16 protein-coding genes are annotated in these 26,283 nt (G+C 67.2%); 7 read left to right on the plus strand and 9 right to left on the minus strand.

Annotated features, from left to right (window positions below; genetic code table 11):
* Positions 1 to 244 precede the first annotated feature (244 nt).
* A complete protein-coding gene (gene purB, locus RIT73_RS10255; RefSeq protein ID WP_309131974.1) occupies positions 245 to 1,675 on the plus strand; it encodes an adenylosuccinate lyase in 1,431 nt (476 codons plus the stop codon).
* 68 nt (positions 1,676 to 1,743) lie between these two features.
* Here purB and RIT73_RS10260 read toward each other — a convergent pair whose 3' ends face one another.
* The 3 genes from RIT73_RS10260 to RIT73_RS10270 are packed head-to-tail and all read right to left on the minus strand — an operon-like array spanning position 1,744 to position 4,723.
* A complete protein-coding gene (locus RIT73_RS10260) occupies positions 1,744 to 2,073 on the minus strand; it encodes a hypothetical protein (RefSeq protein ID WP_309131975.1) in 330 nt (109 codons plus the stop codon).
* Positions 2,070 to 3,941 carry a penicillin-binding transpeptidase domain-containing protein gene (locus RIT73_RS10265; RefSeq protein ID WP_309131976.1) on the minus strand — a complete coding sequence of 624 codons (1,872 nt, stop codon included), beginning with the start codon at positions 3,939 to 3,941 and terminating at the stop codon, positions 2,070 to 2,072. Before RIT73_RS10265 ends, RIT73_RS10260 begins: the two co-directional genes overlap by 4 nt.
* Positions 3,942 to 3,988: 47 nt before the next feature.
* Positions 3,989 to 4,723: a response regulator gene (locus RIT73_RS10270; RefSeq protein WP_309131977.1), complete on the minus strand. Its 735-nt coding sequence runs from the start codon at positions 4,721 to 4,723 to the stop codon at positions 3,989 to 3,991.
* A gap of 221 nt (positions 4,724 to 4,944) precedes the next feature.
* Here RIT73_RS10270 and RIT73_RS10275 point away from each other — a divergent pair, with 221 nt between their 5' ends.
* Positions 4,945 to 5,397: a MaoC family dehydratase gene (locus RIT73_RS10275; RefSeq protein WP_309131978.1), complete on the plus strand. Its 453-nt coding sequence runs from the start codon at positions 4,945 to 4,947 to the stop codon at positions 5,395 to 5,397.
* A 68-nt stretch (positions 5,398 to 5,465) separates the two neighbouring features.
* Here RIT73_RS10275 and RIT73_RS10280 read toward each other — a convergent pair whose 3' ends face one another.
* From RIT73_RS10280 to RIT73_RS10290, 3 genes are all read right to left on the minus strand, one after another.
* Positions 5,466 to 6,683 (minus strand): acetyl-CoA C-acetyltransferase, encoded by a 1,218-nt coding sequence (locus RIT73_RS10280; RefSeq protein ID WP_309131979.1) that lies wholly within the window; start codon positions 6,681 to 6,683, stop codon positions 5,466 to 5,468.
* Positions 6,684 to 6,842: 159 nt separating this feature from the next.
* Complete coding sequence (locus RIT73_RS10285) at positions 6,843 to 8,828, minus strand: ATP-binding protein (protein WP_309131980.1); 1,986 nt, start codon at positions 8,826 to 8,828, stop codon at positions 6,843 to 6,845.
* A 74-nt stretch (positions 8,829 to 8,902) separates the two neighbouring features.
* Complete coding sequence (locus RIT73_RS10290; protein ID WP_309131981.1) at positions 8,903 to 10,657, minus strand: MOSC domain-containing protein; 1,755 nt, start codon at positions 10,655 to 10,657, stop codon at positions 8,903 to 8,905.
* Positions 10,658 to 10,739: 82 nt separating this feature from the next.
* Here RIT73_RS10290 and RIT73_RS10295 point away from each other — a divergent pair, with 82 nt between their 5' ends.
* The 5 genes from RIT73_RS10295 to glgB all read left to right on the plus strand — a co-directional run bounded on the left by RIT73_RS10295 (position 10,740) and on the right by glgB (position 19,537).
* Complete coding sequence (locus tag RIT73_RS10295) at positions 10,740 to 11,030, plus strand: metal-sensitive transcriptional regulator (protein WP_309131982.1); 291 nt, start codon at positions 10,740 to 10,742, stop codon at positions 11,028 to 11,030.
* 125 nt (positions 11,031 to 11,155) lie between these two features.
* Positions 11,156 to 11,371 (plus strand): heavy metal-associated domain-containing protein, encoded by a 216-nt coding sequence (locus RIT73_RS10300; RefSeq protein ID WP_309131983.1) that lies wholly within the window; start codon positions 11,156 to 11,158, stop codon positions 11,369 to 11,371.
* A complete protein-coding gene (locus RIT73_RS10305) occupies positions 11,371 to 13,617 on the plus strand; it encodes a heavy metal translocating P-type ATPase (RefSeq protein ID WP_309131984.1) in 2,247 nt (748 codons plus the stop codon). The genes RIT73_RS10300 and RIT73_RS10305 overlap by 1 nt, the downstream gene beginning before the upstream one ends.
* A gap of 150 nt (positions 13,618 to 13,767) precedes the next feature.
* A complete protein-coding gene (locus tag RIT73_RS10310) occupies positions 13,768 to 15,780 on the plus strand; it encodes an alpha-1,4-glucan--maltose-1-phosphate maltosyltransferase (protein ID WP_309132029.1) in 2,013 nt (670 codons plus the stop codon).
* Positions 15,781 to 15,820: 40 nt separating this feature from the next.
* Positions 15,821 to 19,537, plus strand: a complete 3,717-nt coding sequence (glgB, locus tag RIT73_RS10315; protein ID WP_309131985.1) for a 1,4-alpha-glucan branching protein GlgB — start codon at positions 15,821 to 15,823, stop codon at positions 19,535 to 19,537.
* Positions 19,538 to 19,621: 84 nt separating this feature from the next.
* Here the strand turns inward: glgB and treS are convergent, their stop codons facing one another.
* The 3 genes from treS to treY form a co-directional block, all read right to left on the minus strand.
* On the minus strand, positions 19,622 to 21,952 hold the full coding sequence (gene treS, locus RIT73_RS10320; protein WP_309131986.1) for a maltose alpha-D-glucosyltransferase: 2,331 nt from the start codon (positions 21,950 to 21,952) through the stop codon (positions 19,622 to 19,624).
* 44 nt (positions 21,953 to 21,996) lie between these two features.
* The gene (treZ, locus tag RIT73_RS10325; RefSeq protein WP_309131987.1) at positions 21,997 to 23,823 is read right to left on the minus strand and encodes a malto-oligosyltrehalose trehalohydrolase; all 1,827 of its coding nucleotides are present in this window, start codon (positions 23,821 to 23,823) and stop codon (positions 21,997 to 21,999) included.
* Positions 23,824 to 23,896: 73 nt separating this feature from the next.
* Complete coding sequence (gene treY, locus RIT73_RS10330) at positions 23,897 to 26,272, minus strand: malto-oligosyltrehalose synthase (RefSeq protein ID WP_309131988.1); 2,376 nt, start codon at positions 26,270 to 26,272, stop codon at positions 23,897 to 23,899.
* Between the last annotated feature and the right edge of the window lie 11 nt (positions 26,273 to 26,283).

Here is a 26,283-nt window from a genome sequence, read left to right on the forward strand (position 1 = left end):
CAGTCCGTCCGCTCAGAGTAGGCAGCGCGTCCCAGCTGCGGAACCCGGGAGAGCTGCCTTGTGGATGCGACCTGAGCCTCCACAGCCGGGGTCCGCCTCAGTTCGGGCCCCATCCCCAGCCAAGCGAACACGAGTCGGGCCCGATCTCCTCGTGGTCGGATTCTGCCCGACCCTCGGCTTCGACCTCTGCCCAGCGAAGACGGCGCAGTCCCACCCGAGCGCAGGCCCATGAGAAAATGGACCCATGCCGACTGTTTCTCTTGCCGAAGTCTCGCCCGCTCTCGCACTCGGACCGCTCGACGGCCGCTACCGCAAAGACACCGCTGACCTCATCGATCACCTGTCGGAGGCCGCGCTCAACCGCAATCGGATCATCGTCGAGGTGGAGTGGTTCATCCACCTCGCGCAGAACTCCGTCATCCCGGGCGTGCGCACCCTCACCACCGAGGAAGTTGCCGGCCTGCGCGCCTTCGCCGAGGGCTTCGACGCCGACACGATCGCGACCCTTGCCGCGCATGAAGCCGTCACCGTCCACGATGTCAAGGCCGTCGAGTACACAATCAAAGAAGCACTAGTCGCACTCGGGGCGGATGATCTCAGCGAGCTCGTCCACTTCTGCTGCACCTCCGAGGACATCAACAACCTGTCGTGGGCGCTGGGCATCAAAGGCGCCACCGAACAGGTGTGGCTTCCGCGGGCCGAAGCCCTCATCGACGCCCTGGCCGACACCGCCGAGGCGCTGGCCGGGGTTCCGATGCTCTCCCACACCCACGGACAGCCGGCAACCCCGTCGACCATGGGCAAGGAACTGGCCGTGTTCGTCCACCGTCTGCGCCGCCAGTACGACCGCATCGCAGCCTCCGACTACCTCGGCAAGATCAACGGCGCGACCGGAACCTACTCCGCGCACATGTCCGCAGTGCCCGGGGCCGACTGGCCGAGGCTGGCCCAGACTTTCGTCGAGAACAGCCTCGGGCTGACCTTCAACCCGCTGACCACCCAGATCGAGTCGCACGATTGGGATGCCGAGCTCTTCGCCGACATCGCCCGCTTCAACCGCATCGCCCACAACCTTGCGACCGACATGTGGACCTACATCTCGATGAACTACTTCAAGCAGATCCCTGTCGCCGGGGCCACCGGCTCGTCGACGATGCCGCACAAGGTCAACCCGATCCGATTCGAGAACGCCGAGGCGAACCTCGAGCTCTCGTGCGCCCTGCTCGACTCCCTGGCCTCGACCCTCGTGACCTCACGGATGCAGCGCGACCTCACCGACTCGACCTCGCAGCGCAACATCGGCGTCGCCTACGGTCATTCGGTTCTCGCGCTGAACAACCTCGTCAAGGGACTCGGCCAGCTCGCCATCAACGAGGACGTGCTGGCCGCTGATCTCGATGCGAACTGGGAAGTCCTCGGTGAGGCGATCCAGTCCGTCATGCGAGCCGCGGGCCTGCAGGGAGTGCCGGGCATGGAGAACCCCTACGAGAAGCTCAAGGAGCTCACGCGCGGCAAGCGCATCAATCAGGCCGACCTCAAGGAGTTCGTCGCCGGACTGGGCCTGCCCGAGGCCGAGACCGAACGGCTGACCGCCCTGACCCCGGGCAGCTACATCGGTGTGGCAGCTCAGCTGGCCCAGGCGGAGGTCGCGGACTGGAGAGCGTCCCAGAACTGAAGGGTCAACCTCCCGTCTGTGACCACCGATTCTCGTCTGGGGCAACCGCCCACCGAACACGCGGTGCGTCAGTAGGCCCCGGACAGTGTTCCGACCAACCAGGCCACGCCGAGGATGACGGGAGGTCCCGCCGCGATGAGAGTGATCACGGGCGGGAACCTCCGCAGTCCGGCCATCGCCCACAGCCCGATGTCGACGAGAAGGACGGCGATGAGAATCAGCAGCAGCACCGCCTGTCCACGGTCGGGAGTACCGCACTCGATGAAGCACCCCGACCAGGCGATCATGGCGGCGAAACCGATCCACAGAATCGGGAACGCGAGGACGAGAGCGGCGAGCATCCCAGCGACCACGGCACGTGCGAGCGACTGCGGACGCGGGGCCGCCTCGGCTGTCATCGGTTGAGCTCTTCGAAGAATTCCTTCGCGACGGGGACGGCAGCCTCGGCGCCGAAGCCCCCGTCCTCGACGAGCACCGCCACTGCCATGTCTCCCTGGTAGCCGGCGAACCAGGAGTGCGTGCGCGGCGGTGAATCGCTGCCGTACTCCGCGGTTCCCGTCTTTCCGTGGACGGGCTCGCCTGGCACCGACTTCAGCTCGCCGGCGGTTCCGTCTGTGACGACGCGGCGCATCATCACCTGCAGGTCCTTGATGTGATCGGGGTCGATGACCTGTTCGTCGAGATCGGTCCGCTCGTCCGGGAGGACGAGGAGTGGGCTGACTGTGTCCCCGTTCGCCACCGAGGCGGCCATCACGGCGACCGACAGCGGGCTCGCGACCACCTTTCCCTGACCGATCATCTCCGCGGCATGGACAACAGGGTCGTCGTCGATGGGAACATCGGCCATCTTCGCGTCGACCCGAAGATCGAACTGCCCCATCCCGAGGTTCATCGCCGCGTTCGAGACGTCGGCGCTCGAGACCTTCTCTCCGGCTTCGACGAATGCGGTATTGCACGACTCGGCGAAGTTCTCCTCGAACGCGACCTCTCCGAGCACGTGATCCTCGGCGTTCTTGAACGATTTGCCGTTCACTCTCGTCGTCTTGGGGCATTCCAGCATGGTGTTCGGCTCGATCCCGGACTCCAGCATTGCCAGGCCCGAGGCGATCTTGAACACCGAGCCGGGAGCGTACTGTCCGGTCAGCGCCCGGTCCCAAGCGGCTCCTGCCGGGTCGTGGTTCGCCACGGCCACGATGTGCCCGTCGCTGGGACGGATTGCGACGAGCGCCGCCGGCTTCTTCGCCGTCGCAGCGGCCCGGTCCGCCGCCTCCTGCACGTCGACGCTGATGGTGGTCGTGAGGTCCTTCCCGTTGTGTTTGGGGAACTCGTGCACGACCACCGGTTCGGCGTCTTTGCCGTTGACGGCGACGATCTCTTCGTTCGCGGGGCCTCTGAGCTGTTCATCGAAGGTCTTCTGCATGCCGCTCCTCCCGACGACGGCCTCGGGGGTCAGTTCGCCTCCCGAAGCCTTGATGTCATCGGCAGACGCCGGCCCCGCCGTGCCGAGGGTCGCGGCGGCAAAGCCCTTCTTCCTGCTCAACGGCTGAGTCCGGGTCTTGAAGATCGTGCCGGGCAGGGAATGGATCGCGTCCCTGACTGCGTCGTAGTCGCTTTCGCGCAGAGTGATGACCGGCAGGAACTGCTCCGGTTCGGCGCCGTCGATGCGCGCTCGGAGCTCCTTGGCGTCGATGTCGAGGTCCTTCGCCAGAGTGGTCACCGTCTTCTCCTCGACCTGCGAGGGCCGGACCCCGACATCGATGACGGTTCCCTCGGACACCAGCGCTTCGTCGCCCTCTCCGAGGATGGATCCGCGCTTTCCCGGGCTCGTCCGGGATTCGAGGACGCCTCCGGCCTTGAGCGCGGGGTGGAGAGCGGTTGCGGTGAGGGAGGCCGACCAGAGCAGTCCATTCCGGCTCAGCGGCAGCTCGGACTCGTACTCCCAGGACTGCTTGTTCCGGTCCGTCCAGACCCAGCGGATTCGCGCGGCGGTGGATCCGCCGCGGTTCTCGATTCCGTCGAGCTCAACGCTCCGGGTCGACAGCAGCTGCGGATCGAGACCCTTGAGCACTGAGTCGTGGAGCTTCTGTGCGGTCTCCGCTTCATTCCAGACCGCAGAATCGAGGGAGCCCGCACGGAGGTCGGCGACTGCTGCCTCCGCAGCTGAGCGCGCCTGTATCGGCAGCTTCAGATAGGCGAAGACCCCGGCGGCGATGAGCAATACGACGACAATGGCGAGAGCCGACCACATCTGCGATTTCTGCGACATGGTCCAATTTTCGTGTCACCCGATGCGGAAGTCCATTTCCTCTCGGATCAGAGTTCGTCCTCGACGACGGTGTACTCGAGCACGGGTCGGCCGGCCGAACCGTAGCGAGGTCGACGCTCGAGCATGCCCGCGTCGGCCATCGCCTCGAGGTAGCGGCGGGCGGTGACTCGGGAGACGCCGAGGCCCTCGGCCACCTCGGCGGCGGACTGCCCCGGGCTCGTGTCGAGGACGGACTTCACCTCGGTCTGGACGGCATCGGGGACTCCCTTCGCCGTTGCCGCCACCGTATGCGTGCGGAGTGCCGCGATCGCCGTGTCGACCTCGGTCTGAGTGACTTCGCCCTCGCCGCTGTCGGTGCCGAGGCTGTTGCGGAATGAGGAATAGGCGTCGAGCTTCGACTTGAACACCGGGAACGTGAACGGCTTGATGATGTACTGGGCGACGCCGTAGGACAGCGCCTCCTGCACGATCTGCATGTCCCTGGCAGCGGTGACGGCGATGATGTCGACGTCGACTCGGTGGGCCCGGATGGCGCGGCAGACCTGCAGCCCGTGGCCGTCGGGAAGATTCATATCGAGAAGGACCAGGTCGATGCCGTCGGGGTCGAGGCCGATGATCTTGCCGGTCAGAGCCGCCATGGCCTGAGTCGCGTTCTTCGCCACGCCCGCCGTGTGGTAGCCGTCGATGCGGTCGACATATTTGGCATGCGCCCTTGCCGCAACAGCTTCATCTTCAACGACGAGCACACCGATGCTCGAGACGGATGTTCGTGTTCCAGGCATATCGGCAGTCTAACTGCGCCTGTTTTCTCCCTTTCGCGGATTCGTGTTCCAGGCCCGCCACAACTCTGGAACACCATGGTGTCGCCGCCACTGCTGACCGAGCGGCCGCGCCGCCGCTGCAGTCGCGATCGTGGAGGAGAAGTGACTGCTGATTGGACGTACGTTCAGTAGCATTGCCGGTAGCAGGAGCAATGCTCGAGAGAACTGATGGAGGTTCGCAGATGCGCACACTGAATGGAACCGCTGGACTCGAAGAGCTGGTCGGTGAGGAACTGGGCCGCTCCGAGTGGATGCTCGTCGATCAGCAGACGATCGACGCCTTCGCGGAGGCCACTGGCGATCATCAGTGGATCCACCTCGATGCCGACCGAGCGGCGTCGGGTCCGTTCGGCACGACAATCGCCCATGGCTTCTTCACCCTGAGCCTGCTGCCGAAGTTCTCGACGGAGATCTTCTCCCTCGAGGGTCCGAGCATGAAGATCAACTACGGGCTCAACAAGGTCCGCTTCCCGCAGCCGGTCCCGGTCGACTCCCGGCTGCGCGACATTGCGACCCTCAAAGAAGTCACCCGCACCGCCAAGGGCACGCAGCTCGTCGTCAGCCACGTCATCGAGATCGAGGGCGTCGAGCGTCCGGCCTGCATCGCCGAGATGGTCACCCTCGTCATCGAGTGAGCTCGCCGAGGCGGATGCCGAGCCGGGTGCCGAGTCGGCCCGTGCGCGGACCGGGCCCCCGCGCTGCCTCAGGCGCGTTCGAAGACGGCGGCGATGCCCTGTCCCCCGCCGATGCACATGGTCTCAAGACCATAGCGGGCACCTCGGCGATCCATTTCGCGCAGGAGCGTCGCGAGGATGCGGCCGCCGGTCGCGCCCACGGGGTGGCCCAGGGAGATCCCGGAACCATTGACGTTGAGTCGCTCGAAGTCGTCCCTGCCCAGTCCCCATTCGCGGGTGACGGCCAGCGCCTGGGCGGCGAACGCCTCGTTGAGTTCGATGAGGTCGATGTCGGCCAGGGTCAGCCCGGCCTTCTCCAGCGCCTTCGCCGTCGCCGGGACCGGGCCGATGCCCATCGTCTTCGGCGGCACTCCGGCCACCGCCCAGCTGACCAGGCGACCCAGCGGTTTGAGGCCCTGCGCCTCGGCCGCGGCTCGGGTGGTGACGATGCTTGCCGCAGCGCCGTCGTTCTGGCCCGAGGCGTTCCCGGCGGTCACCGTCGCCTCGGGATCGCCGCCGCCGAGGATGGGGCGCAGCTTCGCGAGCTTCTCCAGCGTCGTGTCCGATCGGATGTGCTCGTCGCGGTCGACCCGGTGCTCCGGGGTCTTGCGGGTCGCGGGGATCGTCACGGGCACGATCTCCTCGGCGAATCGGCCGTCGTCGGCCGCCGCGGCCGCGCGTCGGTGGGAGGTGTACGCGAGTTCGTCCTGCTCCTCGCGTCCGATCCCGTATTCGCGGCGGAGGTTCTCCGCGGTCTCGAGCATGCCGCCGGCGACGGGGTGGTTCTTCCCGCCGGGGGTCGAGCGACCGCGGCTGAGGGAGTCGGTGAACTCGGCGCTGCCGCCGCGCACTCCCCAGCGGATCGTGTCGTTGTAGAACGGCGCATGCGACATCGATTCGACTCCGCCGGCGACGACGAAGTCCCCATTGCCGGAGCCGACGGTCAGCGCCGCGTCGATGACGGCCTGGAGCCCCGATCCGCAGCGACGGTCGACCTGCTTGCCGGGCACGCTCACGGGCAGCCCCGCGTCGAGCGCGGTGACACGGCCGATGCAGGGTGCCTCGGCGGTGGCGTATCCCTGCCCCATGATGACGTCGGCGATGAGATCCGGGTTGATCCCGGTGCGCGCGATGAGTTCGCGGACCACGGTGGCGGAGAGCTCCTGAGCGGGGATGTCGCGGAACTGGCCGCCGAAACCTCCTATCGGAGTCCGCAACGGTTCGCAAATGACGATGTCGTGGTCCACTGATTCTCCTTCTGCGGATTCTCTCGGGCGGGCTCAGTCGAAGCCTACGCCGGGCACCTGGCGGCCGGGTCGACCGATCTCATTCAACGGTAATGCCTACGACTCCGGGCCCGGCTCCCACCATGGCTGTTCGGCTCCCGCCCATGACTCCGGCCCCACTCACGGCTCTTCGACGACCGTGGCGATGGGGCCGGTCGGCGGGTTGCCCGCGGCTCCGGCGCGCGGCCGGTCGGATCCGCGGTCGGGCAGCCACACGGTGAGCACGGCGCCCTTGAGCTCGTCGCCGTCCTCTCCACGACCCTGCACATCGATGGCCCCGCCGAGGCGCCGGATCGCCTGCACGACGAGAGACAGCCCGACCCCGCGAGTGCCGGTCTCCTGCCGCCCCCGACCGCTATCGGTTTCGACGCCGTCGTGCTTCGTCGACCAGCCGCGTTCGAAGATCGCGTCGACGTGCTCCTCGTCGATGCCGGGTCCGTCGTCGCTGACTTCGATCGTGAACCCGCCGGGTCCGCCGGCGCCACTCAGGTGCACGTGCACCCTTTTGTCCTCGGACAGCACGTCCTGCCTGCTCAGCGCGTCGAAGGCGTTGTCGATGAGGTTGCCGAGGATCGTCGCGAGGTCCCGATCATCCCCGCCGAGGCGGCCCGTGAGATCCGTGGTGTCCACCGTCATCTCGATCCCCGCCTCGGCGGCCTGCGCGATCTTCGACAGCAGCAGAGCGGACAGGACGGGGTGGTCGAAGCTCATCTGGCCCTTCCCGGTGACCCGATTGAGGTCGTCGAGATCCTTGGCCGCGAATTCGATCGCCTCATCGGTGTGTCCGGTTTCGAGCAGTGAGACCACCATGTGGAGGCGGTTGGCGTATTCGTGGGTCTGCGAGCGCAGGGAGTCGGAGAACGAGCGCACGGAGACGAGTTCCCCGGAGAGTTCGGCGAGTTCCGTGTGGTCGCGCATGGTCACGACCCATGTGTCGCTGCCGACTTCGGTGGGCTGCTGATTGACGACGAGGACCCGTTCGTCGGTGTAGTGGATCTCGTCGCGCGCCCAACGGCCGGAGGCGAGGAGCTCCCGCAGCGCACTCGGCACATCGAGGTCCTCCAGGGGCATGGCCGTCTCCGGAATGGTCGAGCGCGCCGTATCCCGATTCTGTCCGGGGGTCTTCTGCTCCGCGGGCGGCAGACCGAGGAGCTCGCGCGCCTCGGCGTTGATGAGCACGATGCCTGCGGACCTGTCGACGAGCAGGAGTCCCTCGGACACCGCGGTGAGGACGGAGGAGTAGAACTCGAGCATGTTGCGCAGCTCCGTGGCGCCGTAATCGCCGGTGACGCGGCGCAGCCCGCGCGAGGTCACCCAGGACGAGCCGATGCCCATGATCAGAGTGGCGATCGCGATGCCGATGAGCCATTTGCTCTGGGGGATGAAACCCGCGCGCACCGAATCAGCGGTGCTTCCCACGATCACGGCGCCGATGACCGTCTGCGGATCCGCATCCGCCGCGAACCCCGGCGCACCACCGGAGCCCGGCTGCTCCTCGGCTGAGTTGAGATGCTCGGCCCGGACCGGGGTGACGGCATACATCGTGCCGTCCTCAGGCCCCCCGTCATCGATGAAGCGGACGACGGACTTTCCCCCGGCGATGCTGGACCCGTCGACCCTCGCCGCCAGCCTGTCGATGGAGCTGCTCGGCACGCTTCCGGAGTTCGCGGTCACGAGGTCGGTCTCATCGGCCGTCTGCTTCCCCGAGGTGCCCAGGGCGGGTGGTTCGAGGAGGTAGTCGATGGGGACGATGGCTGCGGTGTCGAAGTGATATTCGGCCACGACGTTGGCCAGCATCGCCTGCAGATTCTTCTGCGACGAGGGAGAGGGGAATTCGTTGCCCGCCGCGGCCTCCTCGACTTCGATGAGGCTCAGCGACAGGGAGATGCTCTCCGCCGCCGACCGCAGCAGATCCTGCTCCCTCTTCGTGTTCAGCTGGGAGAGCTGGATGTAGAGCATGCTCGTCGTGAGCACCATGATGCCGACGAGCATGATCGAGTTGGCGAACAGGATGCGTCCCGCCACCCCGAAGCGCACGCGCCTGCTCAGACCAATGACGGGCGACGCCAGGAAGCCTGGCACACCGGCGCGCTGATCCTTGGGCATGGGTCCATTCTGCCACCGGAGCGGACACGCCTCGTCGGCGTGCTGAACTTCGGCTTCACAGCGCCTGTCAGGGCTCAGATCCCGAGGCTGACCGGTCCCGCGGGAACGGCCGAGCAGACAAGGACCTCGTCCGCGCCGACGCGTGCCGAAGGCTCCACGGGGTAGGCGACCTCGCCGGCCCGCAGGGGCAGGACGCAGGTGCCGCAGGATCCGCCGCGGCACGAGCTCGCCACCGGCAGCCCCCGCGCTTCCAGAGAATCGAGCAGGGTTCCTTGCTGCGGCTCCCAGCCGAAGCCCGACCCGGACCGCTCAAGGGTCACCTCGGCGGGGGCGAATCGCGCGATCGCCTCACCGAGGTCCGGCCCAGGCGACGCGAACGTCTCCCGGTGGACGTGCTCCACTCCGGCCTCGACGGCGGCGGCGAGAACGGCACCGGTGAACCCGGCAGGCCCACAGACCATGACGCTGTCACAGCCGCGCAGCCATCCGACCAGGTCGGCATGCCTCGGCCGGCCCAGCTCTCCGGTGTCGTGGTGGTGCGCGTCGACCGGAACCCGGAGCTCTGCCCGTGCGCGATCGACCGCGCGGTCCCACAACGCTGCCGTGCGACTGCCGCGATCGACATGGAAGAGCCTGACCCCGCTGACCGCCTTGCCTGCAGTCCCCCGCAGCAGGCCGAGGCTGGGAGTGACGCCGATTCCGGCGGTGACCAGTGCGGTCATCCCCTGGAAGACGCGGTCCGCGGTCATCGTTCCGTGCGGTCCGGAGGCGAGGATTCGGTCCCCGATCTCCAGCCCGCTCATCACCTGCGAACCCCGCCCCTGGGTGCGCACCGCGATGGAGACGACGTCGCCTGTGACAGCGATGATCGTGTAGGTCCGCCAGAACAGGCCGTCGCGGTCGAGGTGGACGCGCAGGTTCGTTCCCGGCTCATCGAACTCGCCGATCCACCCCTGCTCATCGCGCAGGGAGATCTCGGCGATCTCCTCACCGCAGCGCGCGCTGCGCACGACGGTCATATACCTCGGCGTCCGGTCTCTGCGGACCAGGTCCGCTGGCGCGTCACCCTCGATCTCGATCTCGTCCCCCTCCCTGACGACGCCGGAGTCGAGGATCCGACCGTAGACCCCGCAATGCAGGTGCCCGCACGAGGCGGCGAGGAGCCGCGGGACGTTGACGTCAGCCTCGGCGGTGGTGGGATTGACGGTGGTGGCCGGGCACCGTTCGATCGCCTGGGTGATGGCGAGACGGACCTCGCCGAGGCGGACGATCTTCCCGATCAGGGCGAACTCCGCGTAGGGCTCAAGCCCGTCGACGAGGACGTTGCCGCGGAAGCGCAGGGGGTCGAGAGTGGGATCGAGCGCCGCGACCGTGGCCGGGTTGATGATCGAGATCCCGGCTCGCCGCGAATCGAACATGCCCTGGTCGGCGACCACCAGCGCCCGCGGGAAAGGGCCCTGGGCGGGTATGCGCCGGGCCAGGAACTCCGCCGAGGTGGTCCGTGCGCCCCGATCAGCGGTGCGAAACGTCGTGGACTCGCCGTCCGGGGCGGTGAGGGTGATGGTGACGGCCGAGTCTTCGCCCGAGTCGGAGCCTTCGCTCGAGTCGGAGTCCGTGCTCACCCGCCACCCCTGCAGCCCGGTGTCGTTCTTGAGCACGGTGAACGCCGAGTACTTCTGCCATCTGTCGTCGGGGACGGCGCTGCTGCCGTTGGAGAAGGCGGCGGCGCGGTCTCCGAGGATCCCCTGGTCTCGGCGGAGGTCTGCTGCGCCGATCCGCTCGGCGGGGAATCCTTTGACGGGGAAGCGGAAGAGACCGGCGATGCGCATGGTTCGATTGTAGGAGGGAGCCGCACATCCGGCATCGATCGCATCCCTTGACTCATACCCTCAGGGGGTATAGAGTATCGACATGACTGAGCATCATGGATACACCCCGCAGAAAGACGCCCTTGCTCGGCGGATGAAACGGATCGAAGGACAGGTCCGTGGGATAGCCAGGATGATCGATGACGACAAGTACTGCATCGACATCCTCACCCAGGTCTCCGCCGCAACGGCCGCACTGCACGCGGTCTCCATCAACCTCCTCGAAGAGCACATCGCGCATTGCGTGGTCGACGCCGCCTCCTCCGGTGGGGACGAGGCCCGCAAGAAGATCGAGGAGGCCTCAGCCGCCATCGCTCGACTCATCAAGAGCTGACAGGCCCTCGAGGTTCGCCGCCCCCTCCCCGGGCGCGGACCCACCCGGTCCTCGACTCTCAAGTCATGTGTCGGGCGACCTCGACCGCATCCCCGCGGCCGAGTGAGCTGAAGAAAGCAGGAGACATGACCACCACCACCACCATCACCGTTGCAGGAATGACCTGCGGCCACTGCGCAGGCTCCGTCAAGGAGGAGCTCAGCGCGCTTCCGGGAGTCACCGACGTCGAGGTCGACCTCGTCACCGGTGGAGACTCGCCCGTGACGATCACCTCGGCGGATGAACTCGACGACGCCGCGATCCGCGCCGCCGTCGACGAAGCAGGATACGAGGTCAAGTGATGACGCGCGAGGTCGAACTCGACATCACGGGAATGACCTGCGCGTCCTGCTCGGCACGGATCGAGAAGAAGCTCTCGCGGCTGGACGGGGTGAGCGCCGAGGTCAACCTCCCGCTCAACTCCGCCCACGTCATCGTCGAATCCGACCTCAGCGACGACGACCTCACCGCCGCCGTCGAGAAGGCCGGCTACGGCGCCATCGTCCGCACCGACTCGGCGCGGGGACCGGAGATCGTCGACTACGATCCCCGCCGGCTCCGTCCGCGCTTCATCGGCTCCCTGCTCCTGGCCATCCCGATCCTCGTGATCTCCATGATCATGGACCTGAAGTTCCCGGGCTGGCAGTGGATCGTCGCCGCGCTCGCGCTGCCCGTCGTGACGTGGGGTGCGTGGCCGTTCCACGCGGCGGCGTACAAAGCCGCGCGCGGAGGCTCGACGACCATGGACACCCTCGTCAGCGTCGGGATCATCGTCGCGGGCGGCTACTCCTACGCCACCCTGGTCCGCGCAGTCGTCGACGGACACCGGTGGGCGATCCCCGAGGATTACCACGTCTGGTTCGAGGCCGCGGCCGCGATCACGGTGTTCCTCCTCATCGGGAAGCTCACCGAGGACCGCGCGAAGACCCGAGCGACGGCGGCGCTCAAGGCGCTGCTCGACCTCGGCGCGAAGTCGGCGACCGTGCTGCGCGACGCTCCCGCTCAAGACGCAGGTGCCGAGCACGCACGTACCCAGGATTCGCGCTTCGAGACTCAGGTGCCGATCGACGAGCTGGTCGTCGGCGACGTCTTCCTCGTCCGCCCCGGTGAGAAGATCGCGACGGACGGCGAGGTGCTCGCCGGCCACTCCGCCGTGGACGAATCCATGCTCACCGGCGAATCCGTTCCCGTGGAGGTCTCCGCCGGCGACCACGTCACCGGGGCCACGATCAACACCTCCGGAGTCCTCGAGGTCCGGGCCACCCGGGTGGGAGCCGACACCACGCTGGCCGCGATGGCCGACCTGGTCACCCGCGCTCAGACCGGCAAACCCGCCGTCCAGCGCCTGGCCGACCGGATCTCCGCGGTGTTCGTGCCGATCGTCTTCGGCATCAGCATCCTCACACTCCTGGTCTGGGGGTTCGCCACCGGCGAGTGGGCGCTGGGCCTGCACTCGGCGCTCACGGTCCTCATCATCGCCTGCCCCTGCGCCCTGGGCCTGGCCACGCCCACCGCGCTGGCCGTGTCCTCGGGACGCGGGTCCCAGCTGGGAATCCTCGTCTCCGGGCCCGAAGCGCTCGAGTCCACCCGGTCCCTCGACACCGTGGTCCTCGACAAGACGGGCACCCTGACCACCGGGGTCATGAGCCTCCTCAACACGCAGCTGACAGGGCCGGACTTCGACGCCCTCGTCCGGCTGGAGTCGCAGAGCGAACATCCGGTCGCCCGAGCGATCGTGGCTGCCTCCGAGTCCCGGCTCCCGGCCGCTGACCGAACCGGCGAGCAGGCTGCGGCCCCCGGCGGTGCGCAGAGGCGTGATGGGGTCGAGGACTTCGTCAACATCCCCGGCGGCGGTCTGCAGGCGACGATCGACGGCGCCGAGGTGCTCGCCGGGCGGCCGGATCTGCTCCGCGAGCGGGGAATCGAGGTCTCGTTCTCCCCCGCCGAGGTACCGGCCGGAGCCACGATCGTGGCACTGGCGCTCGACTCGGAGTTCCGGGGCCTGACCTTCGTCTCCGACGAGATCAAGCCCGGCGCCGCCGAGGCGGTCTCCGAACTGCAGGCGCTGGGGCTGAACACTGTCCTCCTCACCGGGGACAACGCCCAAGCCGCCGAGGCGGTCGCGGGCAAAGTCGGCATCACCGAGGTCCGCGCCGACGTCCGCCCTGAGGGTAAGATCGCCGTCATCAACGATCTGCAGGCCGACGGGCAGGCCGTGGCGATGGTCGGCGACGGAATCAATGACGCGGCGGCTCTGGCCGGAGCGGACCTGGGCATCGCCATGGGATCGGGAACGGACGCCGCGATGGCTGCCTCCGACATCACGATGGTGCGCTCCGACCCGCGCCAGATCCCGCAGGCGATCCGGCTGTCCCGGAAGACGCTCGGACTGATCAAGGGCAACCTGTTCTGGGCCTTCGCCTACAACACGGCGGCCATTCCGATCGCGGCCCTCGGCCTGCTCAGCCCGATGATCGCCGGCGCGGCCATGGCATTCTCGTCGGTGTTCGTCGTCCTCAACAGCCTGCGCCTGCTCCGGTTCAAGTAGGAGCGACCGCACGGTCCGGGCCACCCGGACCGTGCGGGGCTTCAGCGGAATTGACACCGGCATTGCAACGCTGAGCGGAATTCATGACGCTGGCACTGTTGAGATGCGCATATTGTCGATACGGTCGTACATGTGACCAGATTTTCAGCGATGCCCAGCCCCGACAGCCGACGGCTGCACTACGACCGGATCGTCATCACCGACGTGCAACCCGTGGTCGAAGGCGGTGCCTTCCCTGCGAAAGCCACCGTGAACGAGGACATCCCGGTTGCCGCGACGGTGTTCCGCGAAGGCCACGACCTCATCGGCGTCAACGCGGTCCTGTTCGATGAGGCCGGAGACGAAGTCGACCGGATCCGGCTGGTGGAGCCGATCGCGGGCACCGACCGCTTCGTCGGAACCATCCGGCCGACGCAGGTCGGCCGCTGCAGCTTCGTCATCGAAGCCTGGGCGGACCTCTACGCGACCTGGGAGCATGCGGCATCGCTGAAGGTTCCGGCCGGCGTCGATGTCGACCTGATGCTGGCCGAAGGGCTGCAGCTGCTCTCTGCCGCGGAACAGCAGCGCGACCGGCCCGTCGAGCATCGAGCCGTCCTGACCGATGCGATCACCGCCCTCGGCTCCGCCGAACTGCCCGCCGCGGAGCGGCTTGCCGCCGCGACCACTGCGCAGGTGGGATCGGCGATCGCCGCACATCCGCTGCGCGAACTGGTCAGCGTCAGCGAGCGGATGCCGTTGAACGTCGAACGCGAGCTCGCCGGACGGGCCGCCTGGTACGAGTTCTTCCCCCGTTCGGAAGGTGCGCAGCAGGACGAGGAGACCGGCCGATGGATCTCCGGCACCTTCCGAACAGCGGCAGAACGGCTCCCCGCGGTCGCCGACATGGGCTTCGACGTCATCTACCTCCCGCCCATCCATCCGATCGGCGAAGTCAACCGCAAGGGGCCGAACAACACGCTGAGCCCCGGGCCTGAGGACCCGGGTTCACCGTGGGCGATCGGCTCTCGGCACGGCGGTCACGACGCAATCCACCCCGACCTCGGCGACTTCGCCGACTTCGACGACTTCGTCGCGCGCGCGAATCAGCTCGGCCTCGAAGTGGCCCTGGATCTCGCCCTGCAGGCCGCGCCCGACCACCCATGGGTCAAGAGTCATCCCGAGTGGTTCACCACCCAGCTCGACGGCACCATCGCCTACGCGGAGAATCCGCCGAAGAAGTACCAGGACATCTATCCGCTCAACTTCGACAACGACTTCGTGGGCCTCAGCCGCGAGGTGCTGCGGATCGTCGAACTCTGGATCGACCACGGCGTGAAGATCTTCCGGGTCGACAATCCGCACACCAAACCGGTGAGGTTTTGGGAATGGCTGATCGGGACCGTGAATGAACGGCATCCGGACGTCATCTTCCTAGCCGAGGCGTTCACCCGGCCGCCGATGATGCATGCGCTGGCCAAGCTCGGGTTCCAGCAGTCCTACACGTACTTCACCTGGCGCAACACCCGGGAGGAGCTCGAGGAATACCTGACCGAGCTCCGCGACGACTCCGGCGCGTTCCTGCGGCCGAACTTCTTCGTCAACACCCCGGACATCCTCACCGAGTACCTGCAGTTCAGCGGCCCGGCCGGGTTCAAGATCCGTGCCGTCCTGGCCGCCACGTCCAGCCCGCTGTGGGGCGTCTATGCCGGCTATGAGCTGTACGAACACGTGCCGCGTCCGGGCGCGGAGGAGTACATCGACAACGAGAAGTATGAGTACCGCCCTCGCGACTTCGATGCCGCAGAGGCAGAAGGGCGTTCCCTGGCGCCGTACCTCCGGCGGCTGAATGCGATCCGGAAGGAGCACCCGGCTCTCGGCGATCTTCGCAACATCCGGCTGCACAGCGCCGATGACGAATCGATCCTGGTGTATTCGAAGCGCAAGGATGACGATGCGCTGATCGTGGTCATCAACCTGGATCCGCACGCCACCCGGGAGACGACCGTGCACCTCGACCTCGAGGAGCTGTTTCCCGACGCAGGGTCCGAAGGCTCGGCCCCAACCGAGTTCGAGGTTCACGATCTGCTGTCCGAACAGACCTGGTCCTGGAGCGAACACAACTACGTGCGGCTCGACCCGCGCAGCGAGCCGGCGCACATCCTGCAGGTCAGGAGTCGTCCTTGAGCGTGCCGGCCGGCACCCAGCACACTGAGAAGGGACGAATATGACTGTCAGCGGAGAACTTCAGCGGCTTCTGCACTCCTGGCTGCCTGCGCAGCGCTGGTTTCCGGCGAAGGGACGTGGGATCTCGATCTCCGGATTGTCGTCGGTGCAGGTCTTCGATGAGCGCCGAGCCGACGACGCCGTCACCGGCAGGAACCACATCCTGATGCTCGATTCGGGCGACCGGGTCGACATCATCCAGGTACCGCTGACCTTTCGCGCCTCGAAGCTCGACGCTCCGGACTCCGCCTATCTCGGTGAAGTCAATGACATGATCCTGGGCCGGCGCCACGTCTACGACGGCGTTCACGATCCGGAATTCGTCCGGGCGATCGCCTCACTGATCACCGGCGAGCGCACCCATCCCGACCGGAGACTCGCAGGCCGCACCGTGGACGGGATCCGGCAGCCGGACGTCACCGGTGCGCCGACGAGAGTCTTCTCGGGTGAACAGTCGAACAGCTCCGTCGTCATCTCGGATCCCTCCGCACCCGCCATCCTGAAACTGTTCCGGGTGCTGTCAGCCGGAGCGAACCCCGACGTCGAGGTCACCGCAGCGCTCAGTGCCGCCAGCTGCACCGCCGTCCCGCAGACCATCGGATGGTTGGAGGGCATCTGGTCGAATCCGGTGTCGCTGACGGAGGAGTCCGGGCATTTCGCCGTGCTCTCCGAATTCATCGCCGACTCCACGGATGCCTGGGCCGCAGCCGTGCACGCTGCTCGGCATGACCTCGACTTCAGCGAACCTGCACACCAGCTCGGGACCGCGGTGGCACGCATCCACAGAACGCTCTCCGAAGTCTTCGGCGCCCATCATCCGGGCCCCGAGCAGACCGCTCATATCGTCGCTGATCTGCAGAAGCGAGTGCGGTGGGCGATCGCGGAGGCCCAGGATGTGCTGGCGCCCTACACGAAGGCGCTCGGCGAGCACATCGGCCGGCTGGAGGAGATCGACGACGTCGGTCCGGTGCAGAGGATCCACGGCGACCTGCATCTCGGCCAGGTGCTGCACTCCGACGAGCGCGGCTGGGTGGTGCTGGACTTCGAAGGCGAGCCGTTGCGGCCATTGTCGGAGCGCTCGCACCCGGACGTTGCGCTGCGCGACGTCGTCGGCATGCTTCGGTCCTTCGACTACGCGGCGAACTTCGCAGCGCTGGAGGACCCGGATCCCGCGTCACGGGACGCGGTGTCCGAACGAACGTCGGCGTGGTCTCGGAGCGCCACGGCGGCATTCCTCGACGGGTATGCTCGAGAGTCCGGTCAGCCGACGATCGGGTCCGACCCGCTGCTGCGGGTCTACTGGTTGGACAAGGCACTGTACGAAGTCGTCTATGAGCTGCGAAACCGGCCGAACTGGCTCCAAGTTCCATTCCGTTCACTAGGAGCGATATTGAATCACGAATCCGAAGTCACCGGTCCCGAGCAGGAATCCGACGCCACCGGCGGGCGCGAACCGGAATCCGCAGTCACCGGCGGTCCCGCGCAGGAATCCGCGGACGTCCCGGCGAAACCGGCGACGGCTCCCTCTGCCGGTTCGGTCGGCCCGCGCCCGGTCTCACAGGAAGTCCTGCAGCAGGTCTCCGACGGCAGCTATCACGACCCGCACTCCGTTCTGGGCGCGCACCAGGACGCCGACGGGACAGTCACGATCCGCGCATGCAGGCACTTGGCGAAGTCCGTTGTGGTCCGGACGGCCACTGACACGATCCCGCTCACGCATGAGTACGGCGGCATCTTCAGCGCCGCGTTCCGTCCCGCCGACGGGCTGATTCCGGAGTACCGTCTCGAAACCAGCTACACCGGCGACGACCTGCACGTCACGGACGATCCCTACCGGTTCCTGCCGACCCTGGGTGAAACAGACCTGCACCTGATCGGCGAAGGGCGCCATGAGGAGCTCTGGACCGTACTCGGCGCCCATCCGCGACGCTATCCCGGCGGTCAGGGCGACATCACCGGGACGAGCTTCGCGGTCTGGGCGCCGGATGCCCGGGCTGTCCGGGTGATCGGCAACTTCAACAGCTGGAACGGAGTCGGCCACTCGATGCGCTCCCTCGGCTCGTCCGGGGTCTGGGAGCTGTTCATCCCCGGCGTGGGCGAGGGTGAGGTCTACAAGTTCGAGATCCTCAGCCGCCACGGCCAGTGGCTGCAGAAGGCCGACCCGATGGCGTTCGGCACCGAGGTCTCGCCCGCCACCGGCTCGGTGGTCACCGAATCGCGGTACACGTTCCACGATGACGAGTGGATGGCCCGGCGCTCATCGACCGACCCGCACGACGCTCCGGTCAGCGCCTACGAGGTGCACCTCGGGTCGTGGCGACTCGGTCTCGGGTACCGTGAGCTCGCCACTGAGCTGGTCGACTACGTGGTGGAGCTCGGCTTCACCCACGTCGAATTCATGCCGGTGGCCGAACATCCCTTCGGCGGTTCCTGGGGCTACCAGGTCACGTCCTATTACGCGCCGACCTCGCGCTTCGGTCACCCGGACGAGTTCCGCTTCCTGGTCGACTCCCTGCACCAGGCCGGAATCGGAGTCATCCTCGACTGGGTGCCTGCGCACTTCCCGAAGGATGAGTTCGCTCTGGCGAAGTTCGACGGCGAGGCTCTCTACGAACATCCTGACCCGCAGCGCGGCGAGCACCCGGACTGGGGCACGCTGATCTTCGACTACGGGCGGCGGGAGGTCCGCAACTTCCTGGTCGCCAATGCCCTGTATTGGTTCGATCAGTTCCATATCGATGGGCTCCGGGTTGATGCCGTGGCGTCCATGCTCTATCTCGACTACTCGCGGGAAGACGGCCAATGGAGCCCCAATCAGGAAGGTGGCCGCGAGAATCTTGAGGCCATCGACTTCCTGCAGGAGGTCAACGCCACCGCCTACCGCCGATTCCCAGGCATCCTGATGATTGCCGAGGAGTCGACGGCCTTCCCTGGCGTCACCGCACCGACAAGCGGTGGTGGGCTGGGGTTCGGCCTCAAGTGGAACATGGGCTGGATGCACGATTCCCTCGGGTACATCTCCACCGATCCCCTGTTCCGTCAGTATCAGCACAATCAGCTGACGTTCTCCATCGTGTACGCATTCAGCGAGAACTACCTGCTGCCGATCAGCCACGACGAAGTCGTGCACGGCAAAGGATCGCTGCTGCGCAAGATGCCCGGCGACCGCTGGCAGCAGCTCGCGAACGTCCGGGCCTTCCTGGCCTACCAGTGGGCGCACCCGGGCAAGCAGCTGATCTTCATGGGCACCGAGTTCGGCCAGGAAGCCGAGTGGTCGCACGACCATGGCCTGGACTGGTGGCTGACCGATGATCCCCGGCATTCCGGTGTGCAGCGGCTGGTCAGTTCGCTCAACGACGTCTACCGGTCCACGCCGGCGCTGTTTGCGCGGGACAATGAGCCGGCCGGTTTCCAATGGCTCGATGGCGCGGACGCGGCACGCAACGTGGTGTCCTTCGTGCGCTGGGATCGCGACGGAAAACCTCTGGTCTGTGTGGCGAACTTCGCCGGGACGACGCAGGAAGACTACCGGCTGGCCCTGCCGTCCACGGGCATCTGGATCGAGCGGATCAACACCGATGCCGAGCAGTACGGCGGATCAGGCGTCGGAAACATGGGGCAGGTCACCGCGGTCGCCGGACACCATATGGGTCAGCCGGCGCACGCCGAGCTGCGTCTGCCGCCACTGGGCGTGCTCTACCTGACGCCGGAGGAGTGAGCCACCCCGGCAGCGCCTGCACAGAAGAACTGCCGGTCGGGCCAGGGCACATCTGCCCGGGCCCGGCCGGCAGTTCTCTCTGTCCTACTCCGGAGCTTTCTCGGTGCCGGCAGTCGGGCCAGCCGTCTGCTCCGCTTCGTCTTCGGCCGGTGGCGGCGACACCAGGAGTGCGGTCCCCTGATAGGCCGGCAGGCTGATGAAGAAGCTGTGCAGGTCGTCCACGACCCCGATCTCCTCGCCGGTGAAGGCATCGGTGACGAGGGCGCCGCACTCCAGGTGAGCCGAGTTGACGCTGCCGGTCACATCCTGCGATGAGAAGTTGAGCACCGTGAGCTGGATCGAGCCGGACTCCTGCCGATGCACCATGACCAGCAGACCCCGGTTGGAGACATCCGGCACGTCGATCAGGACGCTGGCCGCGATGCCGTGGGCGTCGCGGACTGCCAGGATGCCTGCCAGCCGACGTGCGAAGGAGTTCTCGTCCGCGAGCTGGTCCGGAACACTGCCGTACAGCGAACGGGCCGCAGGCATGCCGGATGCGGACACCTCGGTGCCGGGGTTCACCCCCATCAGGTCGTGGGCTCCACGGTTGATCCACCGGGTGTCTCCGCGGGCGATCAGCGTCGACACCTGTGACTTCTCCAACGGCAGGATGCCGCACAGGTCCCACCCGGAGAGCGCGAAGACACCGGGCTGCAGGGCGTTGTACATGGCAAGCAGCAGGTGCACCTGGCGGACCTGCTCGACCTGACCGTCGGTGATGGCGTCGAGATCCGTGATGCCCAGGGCCGCGGTGATCACGCTGGCCGTGGTGCACGCAATGCCATTCGTCGTGAAGACCAGGTTGTAGGGGGCGGCCTCCCCGGTGATTCCCCGGCGCAGGGTCTCCTGGACGTTCTCAGCCAGTTCGGCGCCGGTCAGCTCTTCGCCCCCGAGTTCGAAGACTTCGTCCTTGTGCCGGGTGGCGAAGTGCACGAGCTCGTAGGTGAGTTCGTCGTGGTTCTGCAGTGCGTGCACCAGGCTGGCCTGGTCGATGCCGATGTCCATGGCCAGACGCAGAGTGAGCCGGAGGAATTCGGTGTCGCCGGTGACGAGAGCGTGGTGGTACGCCGGTCGGGTGACGAAGTCGTAGGAGAGGTCGGGGCCCGCCTCGGAGGTGTCCTTGATGTCGTCGATGGTGAGGTTGAGTTCCTGGAAGGTGAACCCGCCGACCTTGCGCACCATCGAACCGATCAGCTGATTCGCCACCTCAGACAGCGGATGGCCCTCCGACCACCCTGCCATCTCCTCGGCGCCCTTCTCGACCCCGAGGAACCCGTTGGCGTCCAAGCGCAGCGCGCCCGTGCCGAGGTCCACGAGGGAGTGCAGTGCGTCGCCCATGACCAGGCGCATGCCGGAGAACGTGGGGTCGAGCCAGTTGAGCGAGGGCTGCCCGGCCTTGAAGTAGTGGAGGTAGACCCACCGGCGGAGCTGGCCGTTGGGATCCATCACGGCGCGGGTGGCACTCCAGTTGGTCTCCTTGACCATGGGCTCGTAGAAGATCACCCGCTGCAGCTGGCCGATGATGTAGCCGGCGTCCTGCAGAGCGCGTTCCGTCGCGGCATCGATGTTCACCGAGTCCTCGCCGTCGGGAACGTCAGGCAGAAGGTGCCAATCGGACTCGGGGATGTCGATCATGTGGTAGAGCCCCGGGTAGTCCCGGTAGTTCATCTCGGCCAGCCGGAAGTCGGCGCCCTTGCCGGTGTGCCCGGGGATGATGTCATCGATGATGATGCCGTCGTGGTCTTTGGCCACCGCGCACATCGAGCGGAACTCGTCCTCGGTGCCGAACAGCGGGTCGATGGCCATGCTGATCCGGTCGAAGTGACCGTCCACGCTCGGCGTGTACTCCCACCCGGTCAGCCCGCCGGCGCGCTTCACCGGACCGGTGTGGATGGCGTCGATGCCGATCTCCCGGAAGGCCTTCCACAGCTCCAGATCGCCCAGCGCCGCCAGGAATGACTGCCCGGGACGAGTGATGAGCGACAGCGGGTAGGCGGTGAACCAGACGGAGGCCGTGTCCAGGGCTGCTCTCGGATTGGGGTGGGCGTAGGGGTTCTGCCACATGCTCGCCTGGCCCGAGAGCTGCCGGCCCAGCGTTTTGGCATCTCCGAGCATCGACTGGTTGCGCAGCCACTCGACGTAGGCCTTGTTCCGCCCGTCTGGTTCGAACGGCGGTTTGGCGTTCCCGTACTCCTGGTTCCGTCGTGCCCGCGGCCGCAGGGCCCGCGGTCGGGCGGGGTAGAACGCCTCGTCGAAGGTGATGTCGGGGGCGGCAGCCTGGTCAGCGCCGGGTTCCGCCGTTTCGGATTCCTGACCGCTGCCGGAAGTGGAACGGATGTCGCCGCCGCTCTTCCGAGGGAGTGAGTCAGACATAAGTGGGCTCCTTCGTCGGTACCGTCAGGCGTGGTCGCGCTCTGTCACTCTATTTGATCATCCGCCGTGGCGGGGGCGAAGACCGCCGCGGAGCGAGCCGCCACAGTCACCAGCCGTCCAGCGGAACGTCGACCGCTGTCCGCCGGCGTCTCTGCCGGTTCGCCTGCGGTGGCCAGCAGCACGCCGCCGGAGGGCAGCGGCAGTGGCACGTCGACCGGTACGGTGCCGAAATTCAGCGCGATCTGCACTCCGCCCCGGCAGAGCACCAGCCAGCGCTCGTCCTCATCGAACCGGACGTCGACGGTCGAGAACCGCTGGTCGCGCAGTTCGGGAAGTTCCTTCCGCAGCCGGCCGAGCTGCCGGTAGAGATCGAGCAGTCGACTGTGGCCGTCGGCGTTCGTCTCCTCCCAGTTGAGCTTCGAGCCCGTGAAGGTCGTCTCGTCCTGCGGGTCCGGTACGAGCGATTCGTCCCAGCCCATGTCGGCGAATTCGCGCAGCCGGCCTTCGGCGGTGACTGCGCCGAGCTCCGGCTCGGGGTGGGAAGTGAAGAACTGCCAGGGGGTCGATGCCGCCCATTCCTCGCCCATGAACAGCATCGGTGTGAACGGCCCGAGCAGGTTGAGCGTCGCGGCGATGGCGAGTCCGCCCGGGTCGACCATCGCACTCAGCCGGTCGCCTGCTGCCCGGTTGCCGATCTGATCGTGGTTCTGGGTGCAGACGACCAGTTGCCAGGCCGGGGTGTGCGCCGTGTCGATCTCCCGGCCGTGGTGTCGGCGGCGGAAGGACGAGTAGGTGTTGTCGTGGAAGAAACCATGGGTGAGCACCTTGGCGAGCGCGGCCAGCGAATCGAAGTCGGCGTAGTAGCCCGCGGTTTCACCGGACACGGCCACGTGCACCGCATGGTGGAAGTCGTCGCTCCACTGCCCGGTCAGGCCATAGCCGCCGGCAGCGCGTGGGGTGAACAGCCGGGGGTTATTCATATCGGATTCCGCGATCAGGATATGCGGCTTCCCGAGGTGGGCCGACAGCTCGTCCGCGGCCGTCGCCAGCTCTTCGAGAATGTGGATCGCGCGGTTGTCGACGAGCGCGTGCACGGCATCCAGTCGCAGTCCGTCGACGTGGTAGTCGCGCAGCCACATCAGCGCATTGTCGACGATGTATCGGCGCACCTCATCCGAGTCCGGACCGTCGAGATTGACCGCTTCGCCCCACGTGTTCACGGCGGCGGTGTGCAGATAGGGCCCGAAGTTCGGCAGGTAGTTCCCGCTCGGTCCCAGGTGGTTGTAGACGACGTCCTGGATGACGCCGAGCCCGTTCCTATGGCAGGCGTCGACGAACCGCTGGTAGCCTTCCGGGCCGCCGTACTGCTCGTGGACGGCGTACCAGAGCACTCCGTCGTAGCCCCAGTTGTGGGTGCCGTTGAAGGCGTTGACCGGCAGCAGCTCGACGAAGTCGACGCCGACAGATCTCAGGTGTCCAAGCTTGTCGATGGCGGCGTCGAAGGTGCCCTCGGGGGTGAAGGTGCCGATATGCAGCTCGTAGATGAGGCCACCTTCGAGTTCGCGACCCGACCAGGCCGAGTCGGTCCAGGGGAATGCGGCGGCGTCGAAGGACCGGGAGAGCTCATGCACTCCTGCGGGCTGTCGTCGCGAGCGCGGATCGGGGAGCGGATCGGAAGCGCCGTCGAGCAGGTAGCCGTAGTCGACCTCGGGCAGCGCGAGCAGACGGGCGGCGGTCTCCGGGTCCTCAAGGCTCCACCAGCCGTCGGCGGCCTGCCGCATCGGGTGCGTCGTGCCATTGGCGAACAGCGACACCGTGTCGGGCTTCGGCGCCCAGACGGCGAACGGCGAATGGTCGGTGCGGTGGGTCATGGCGCCCCTTTCGGTTGCGGTCGGGTCTGGTTCGAAGATGCCGGTGGTCGGGAGGCCGATGGGTCGTGCCGGCCTAGGATCCGGCCGGTGCCAGCAGTGCGACCGGGTAGTCGGCGAACACCTCGGCGAGTGCGGCCCGACCGGCGAATGTGCGGCCGGTCAACGTGTCGATGAAGGTCCCTGGCGGCAGCGCCACGGTTGTGGTGCCCCAGGCATCGGCCACGCTCGCGGTGTCGGCCTCCGCGGTGCTCGCCCCCGGGGCCTGGATCCGCGCGGCGAGACCGGCGGGCAGCCGCGTTGCCAGGGTGAGGGCTCCGCCGCGGTCGAAGCCGATGAAGTGCTCGCGGGCAGGGCCCTCGGCCTCCAGTGGGCGGTAGCCGGAGAACAGCTCGGTCCGGTCGCGTCGCAGGCGCAGCGCCCGCGAGACGACGAGAAGCTTTGCCGCCCCGGTCTCGTCGATCGCCGGGAGTCTGCCCGCATCGATCTCGGCCAGCAGGGCGCGCCGTGCCTCGAAGTCGACGGCCCGGCGATTGTCCGGGTCGACCAGGGACGTCTCCCACAGCTCGCTTCCCTGGTACACGTCGGGCACGCCGGGGGCGGTGAGTTGGATCAGCTTGGCGCTCAGTGAGTTCGACCAGCCGAGAGGCTCGATGCGGTGCACGAACGCAGTGAGCGTGCTGTTCAGTTTCGGGTTGTCGTAGCAGGCGTCGATCAGGGCGTGCAGGGTGTCCTCGAATTCGGCGTCCGGCGCTGTCCAGGCGGTGGAATCTCCGGCTTCGCGGGCAGCCTTCTCCGCGTATGCGTGGAGGCGGTCGCGGCTGATCGGCCAGGCGCCGACGACTGCCTGCCACATCAGGTTCGAGAGCGGACCGTCCGGCAGCGGGGCGAGCTCCGAGAGCTCCGCGAGCACGCGGGCCCATTCCTCGGGCAGTTCGGCGAGCACGTCGATCCTCGCGCGCACGTCTTCGCCGCGTTTGGTGTCATGGGTGGACAGCGTCGTCATCGCCGCCGGAGTCTGCTGCTGACGTTCCCGTTGCCGCCGGTGGAACTCGGCGGGGGTGATCGCGAACTCGCCCGGGTCGCCGCCCACCTCGGTCAGCGAAGTCAGCCGCGTGTAACGGTAGAACGCGGTGTCCTCGACACCCTTGGCCATCACCATTCCCGACGTCTGCTGGAATCGCAGAGCGAGCGGATCTTCCGGGTCGGAGAGCCGAGGGACCAGGGCCTTGAGCGTCCCATCCAGCTCAGGCCGGCGCCGCAGCGTTTCCTCCACCGCCTCCTCCAGGTGCTGCGCACCGTCCGGGAGGTAGCTGCGGTAGACCGGGAAGTTCGCGATCACCTCGGCGAGCGCATCAGCTGCGTCATCGACCTCCGGGGCGAGCCGGGCGAGTCGCAGCACTTCGGAACGGAGAATCCCATCCGCGATCCCCCGCTTCGTGCCGTGGATGAGGTCCGCCCATGGCTCACGCTCGCCGCCGCAGAGCCGCGCGTCGAGCTCGTCGAGCGTCTGCTGCCCATTGCCGTCGATCAGCACCCGGTCGATGTCAGCCAGTGCATCGTAGCCGGTGGTTCCCGCCGTCGCCCAGCCAGACGGCAGGGCTTCGCCGGATTCCAGGATCTTCTCCACCAGCACGTAGGGTCCACCGGTCGCCTCGGCCAAGCGGTCGAGGTAGCCCTTGGGGTCCCGCAGACCGTCGGGGTGGTCGACGCGCAGCCCGTCGGCGAGGCCCTCGTCGAACCAGCGGACGATCTCCTGGTGGGACTCGTCGAAGACCCAGGGGACCTCGACCCGGATGCCGGCCAGGGTGTTGACGGCGAAGAAGCGCCTATAGTTGAGCTCGGCGTCGGCGCGCCGCCAGTTCATCAGCTCGTAGTTCTGCCTGGCGTGCACGGCGACCGGATCGATCTCGGCGCCGTCGCCGGGCAGGGTTCCGGCAGCGATCGGGAAGCGGTTGTCGTAGTAGCACAGAACCGGAGTGCCGTCGTCGAGAGTCTCGATGGTCAGCTTCGCCAGTTCACTGCCCGGGTCGTCATCATCGCCGAGGACCGGAACCCGGACCTTGCCGTTGCCGAACTCCCAGTCGACGTCGAAGGCTTGCGCATACCGGGAGTCTCGACCGTGCAGCAGCAGATCCCACCACCAGACGCTGAGCGCCGGCGTCTGGATCCCCACATGGTTGGGCACGATGTCGATGAGCACACCGAGACCGGCATCGTGTGCAGCCTCGGCCGCTGCGGCCAGGCCGTCCCGCCCTCCCCGGCTGGGATCGAGCCGGGAGTGGTCGATGACGTCATAGCCATGGTCGGAACCCGGTTCGGCCGCCAGCAGCGGGGAGAGATAGACCCAGTCCGCGCCGACGGCACGGAGGTAGTCCACCTGCCGGCTCACCTCATGCAGGTCGAACGACGGGCGGACCTGGATGCGATAGGTGGACTGGGGAATCTTCATGCGTGCTCCTC

This window comes from Brevibacterium sp., from assembly GCF_031179145.1.
Classification (GTDB): domain Bacteria; phylum Actinomycetota; class Actinomycetes; order Actinomycetales; family Brevibacteriaceae; genus Brevibacterium.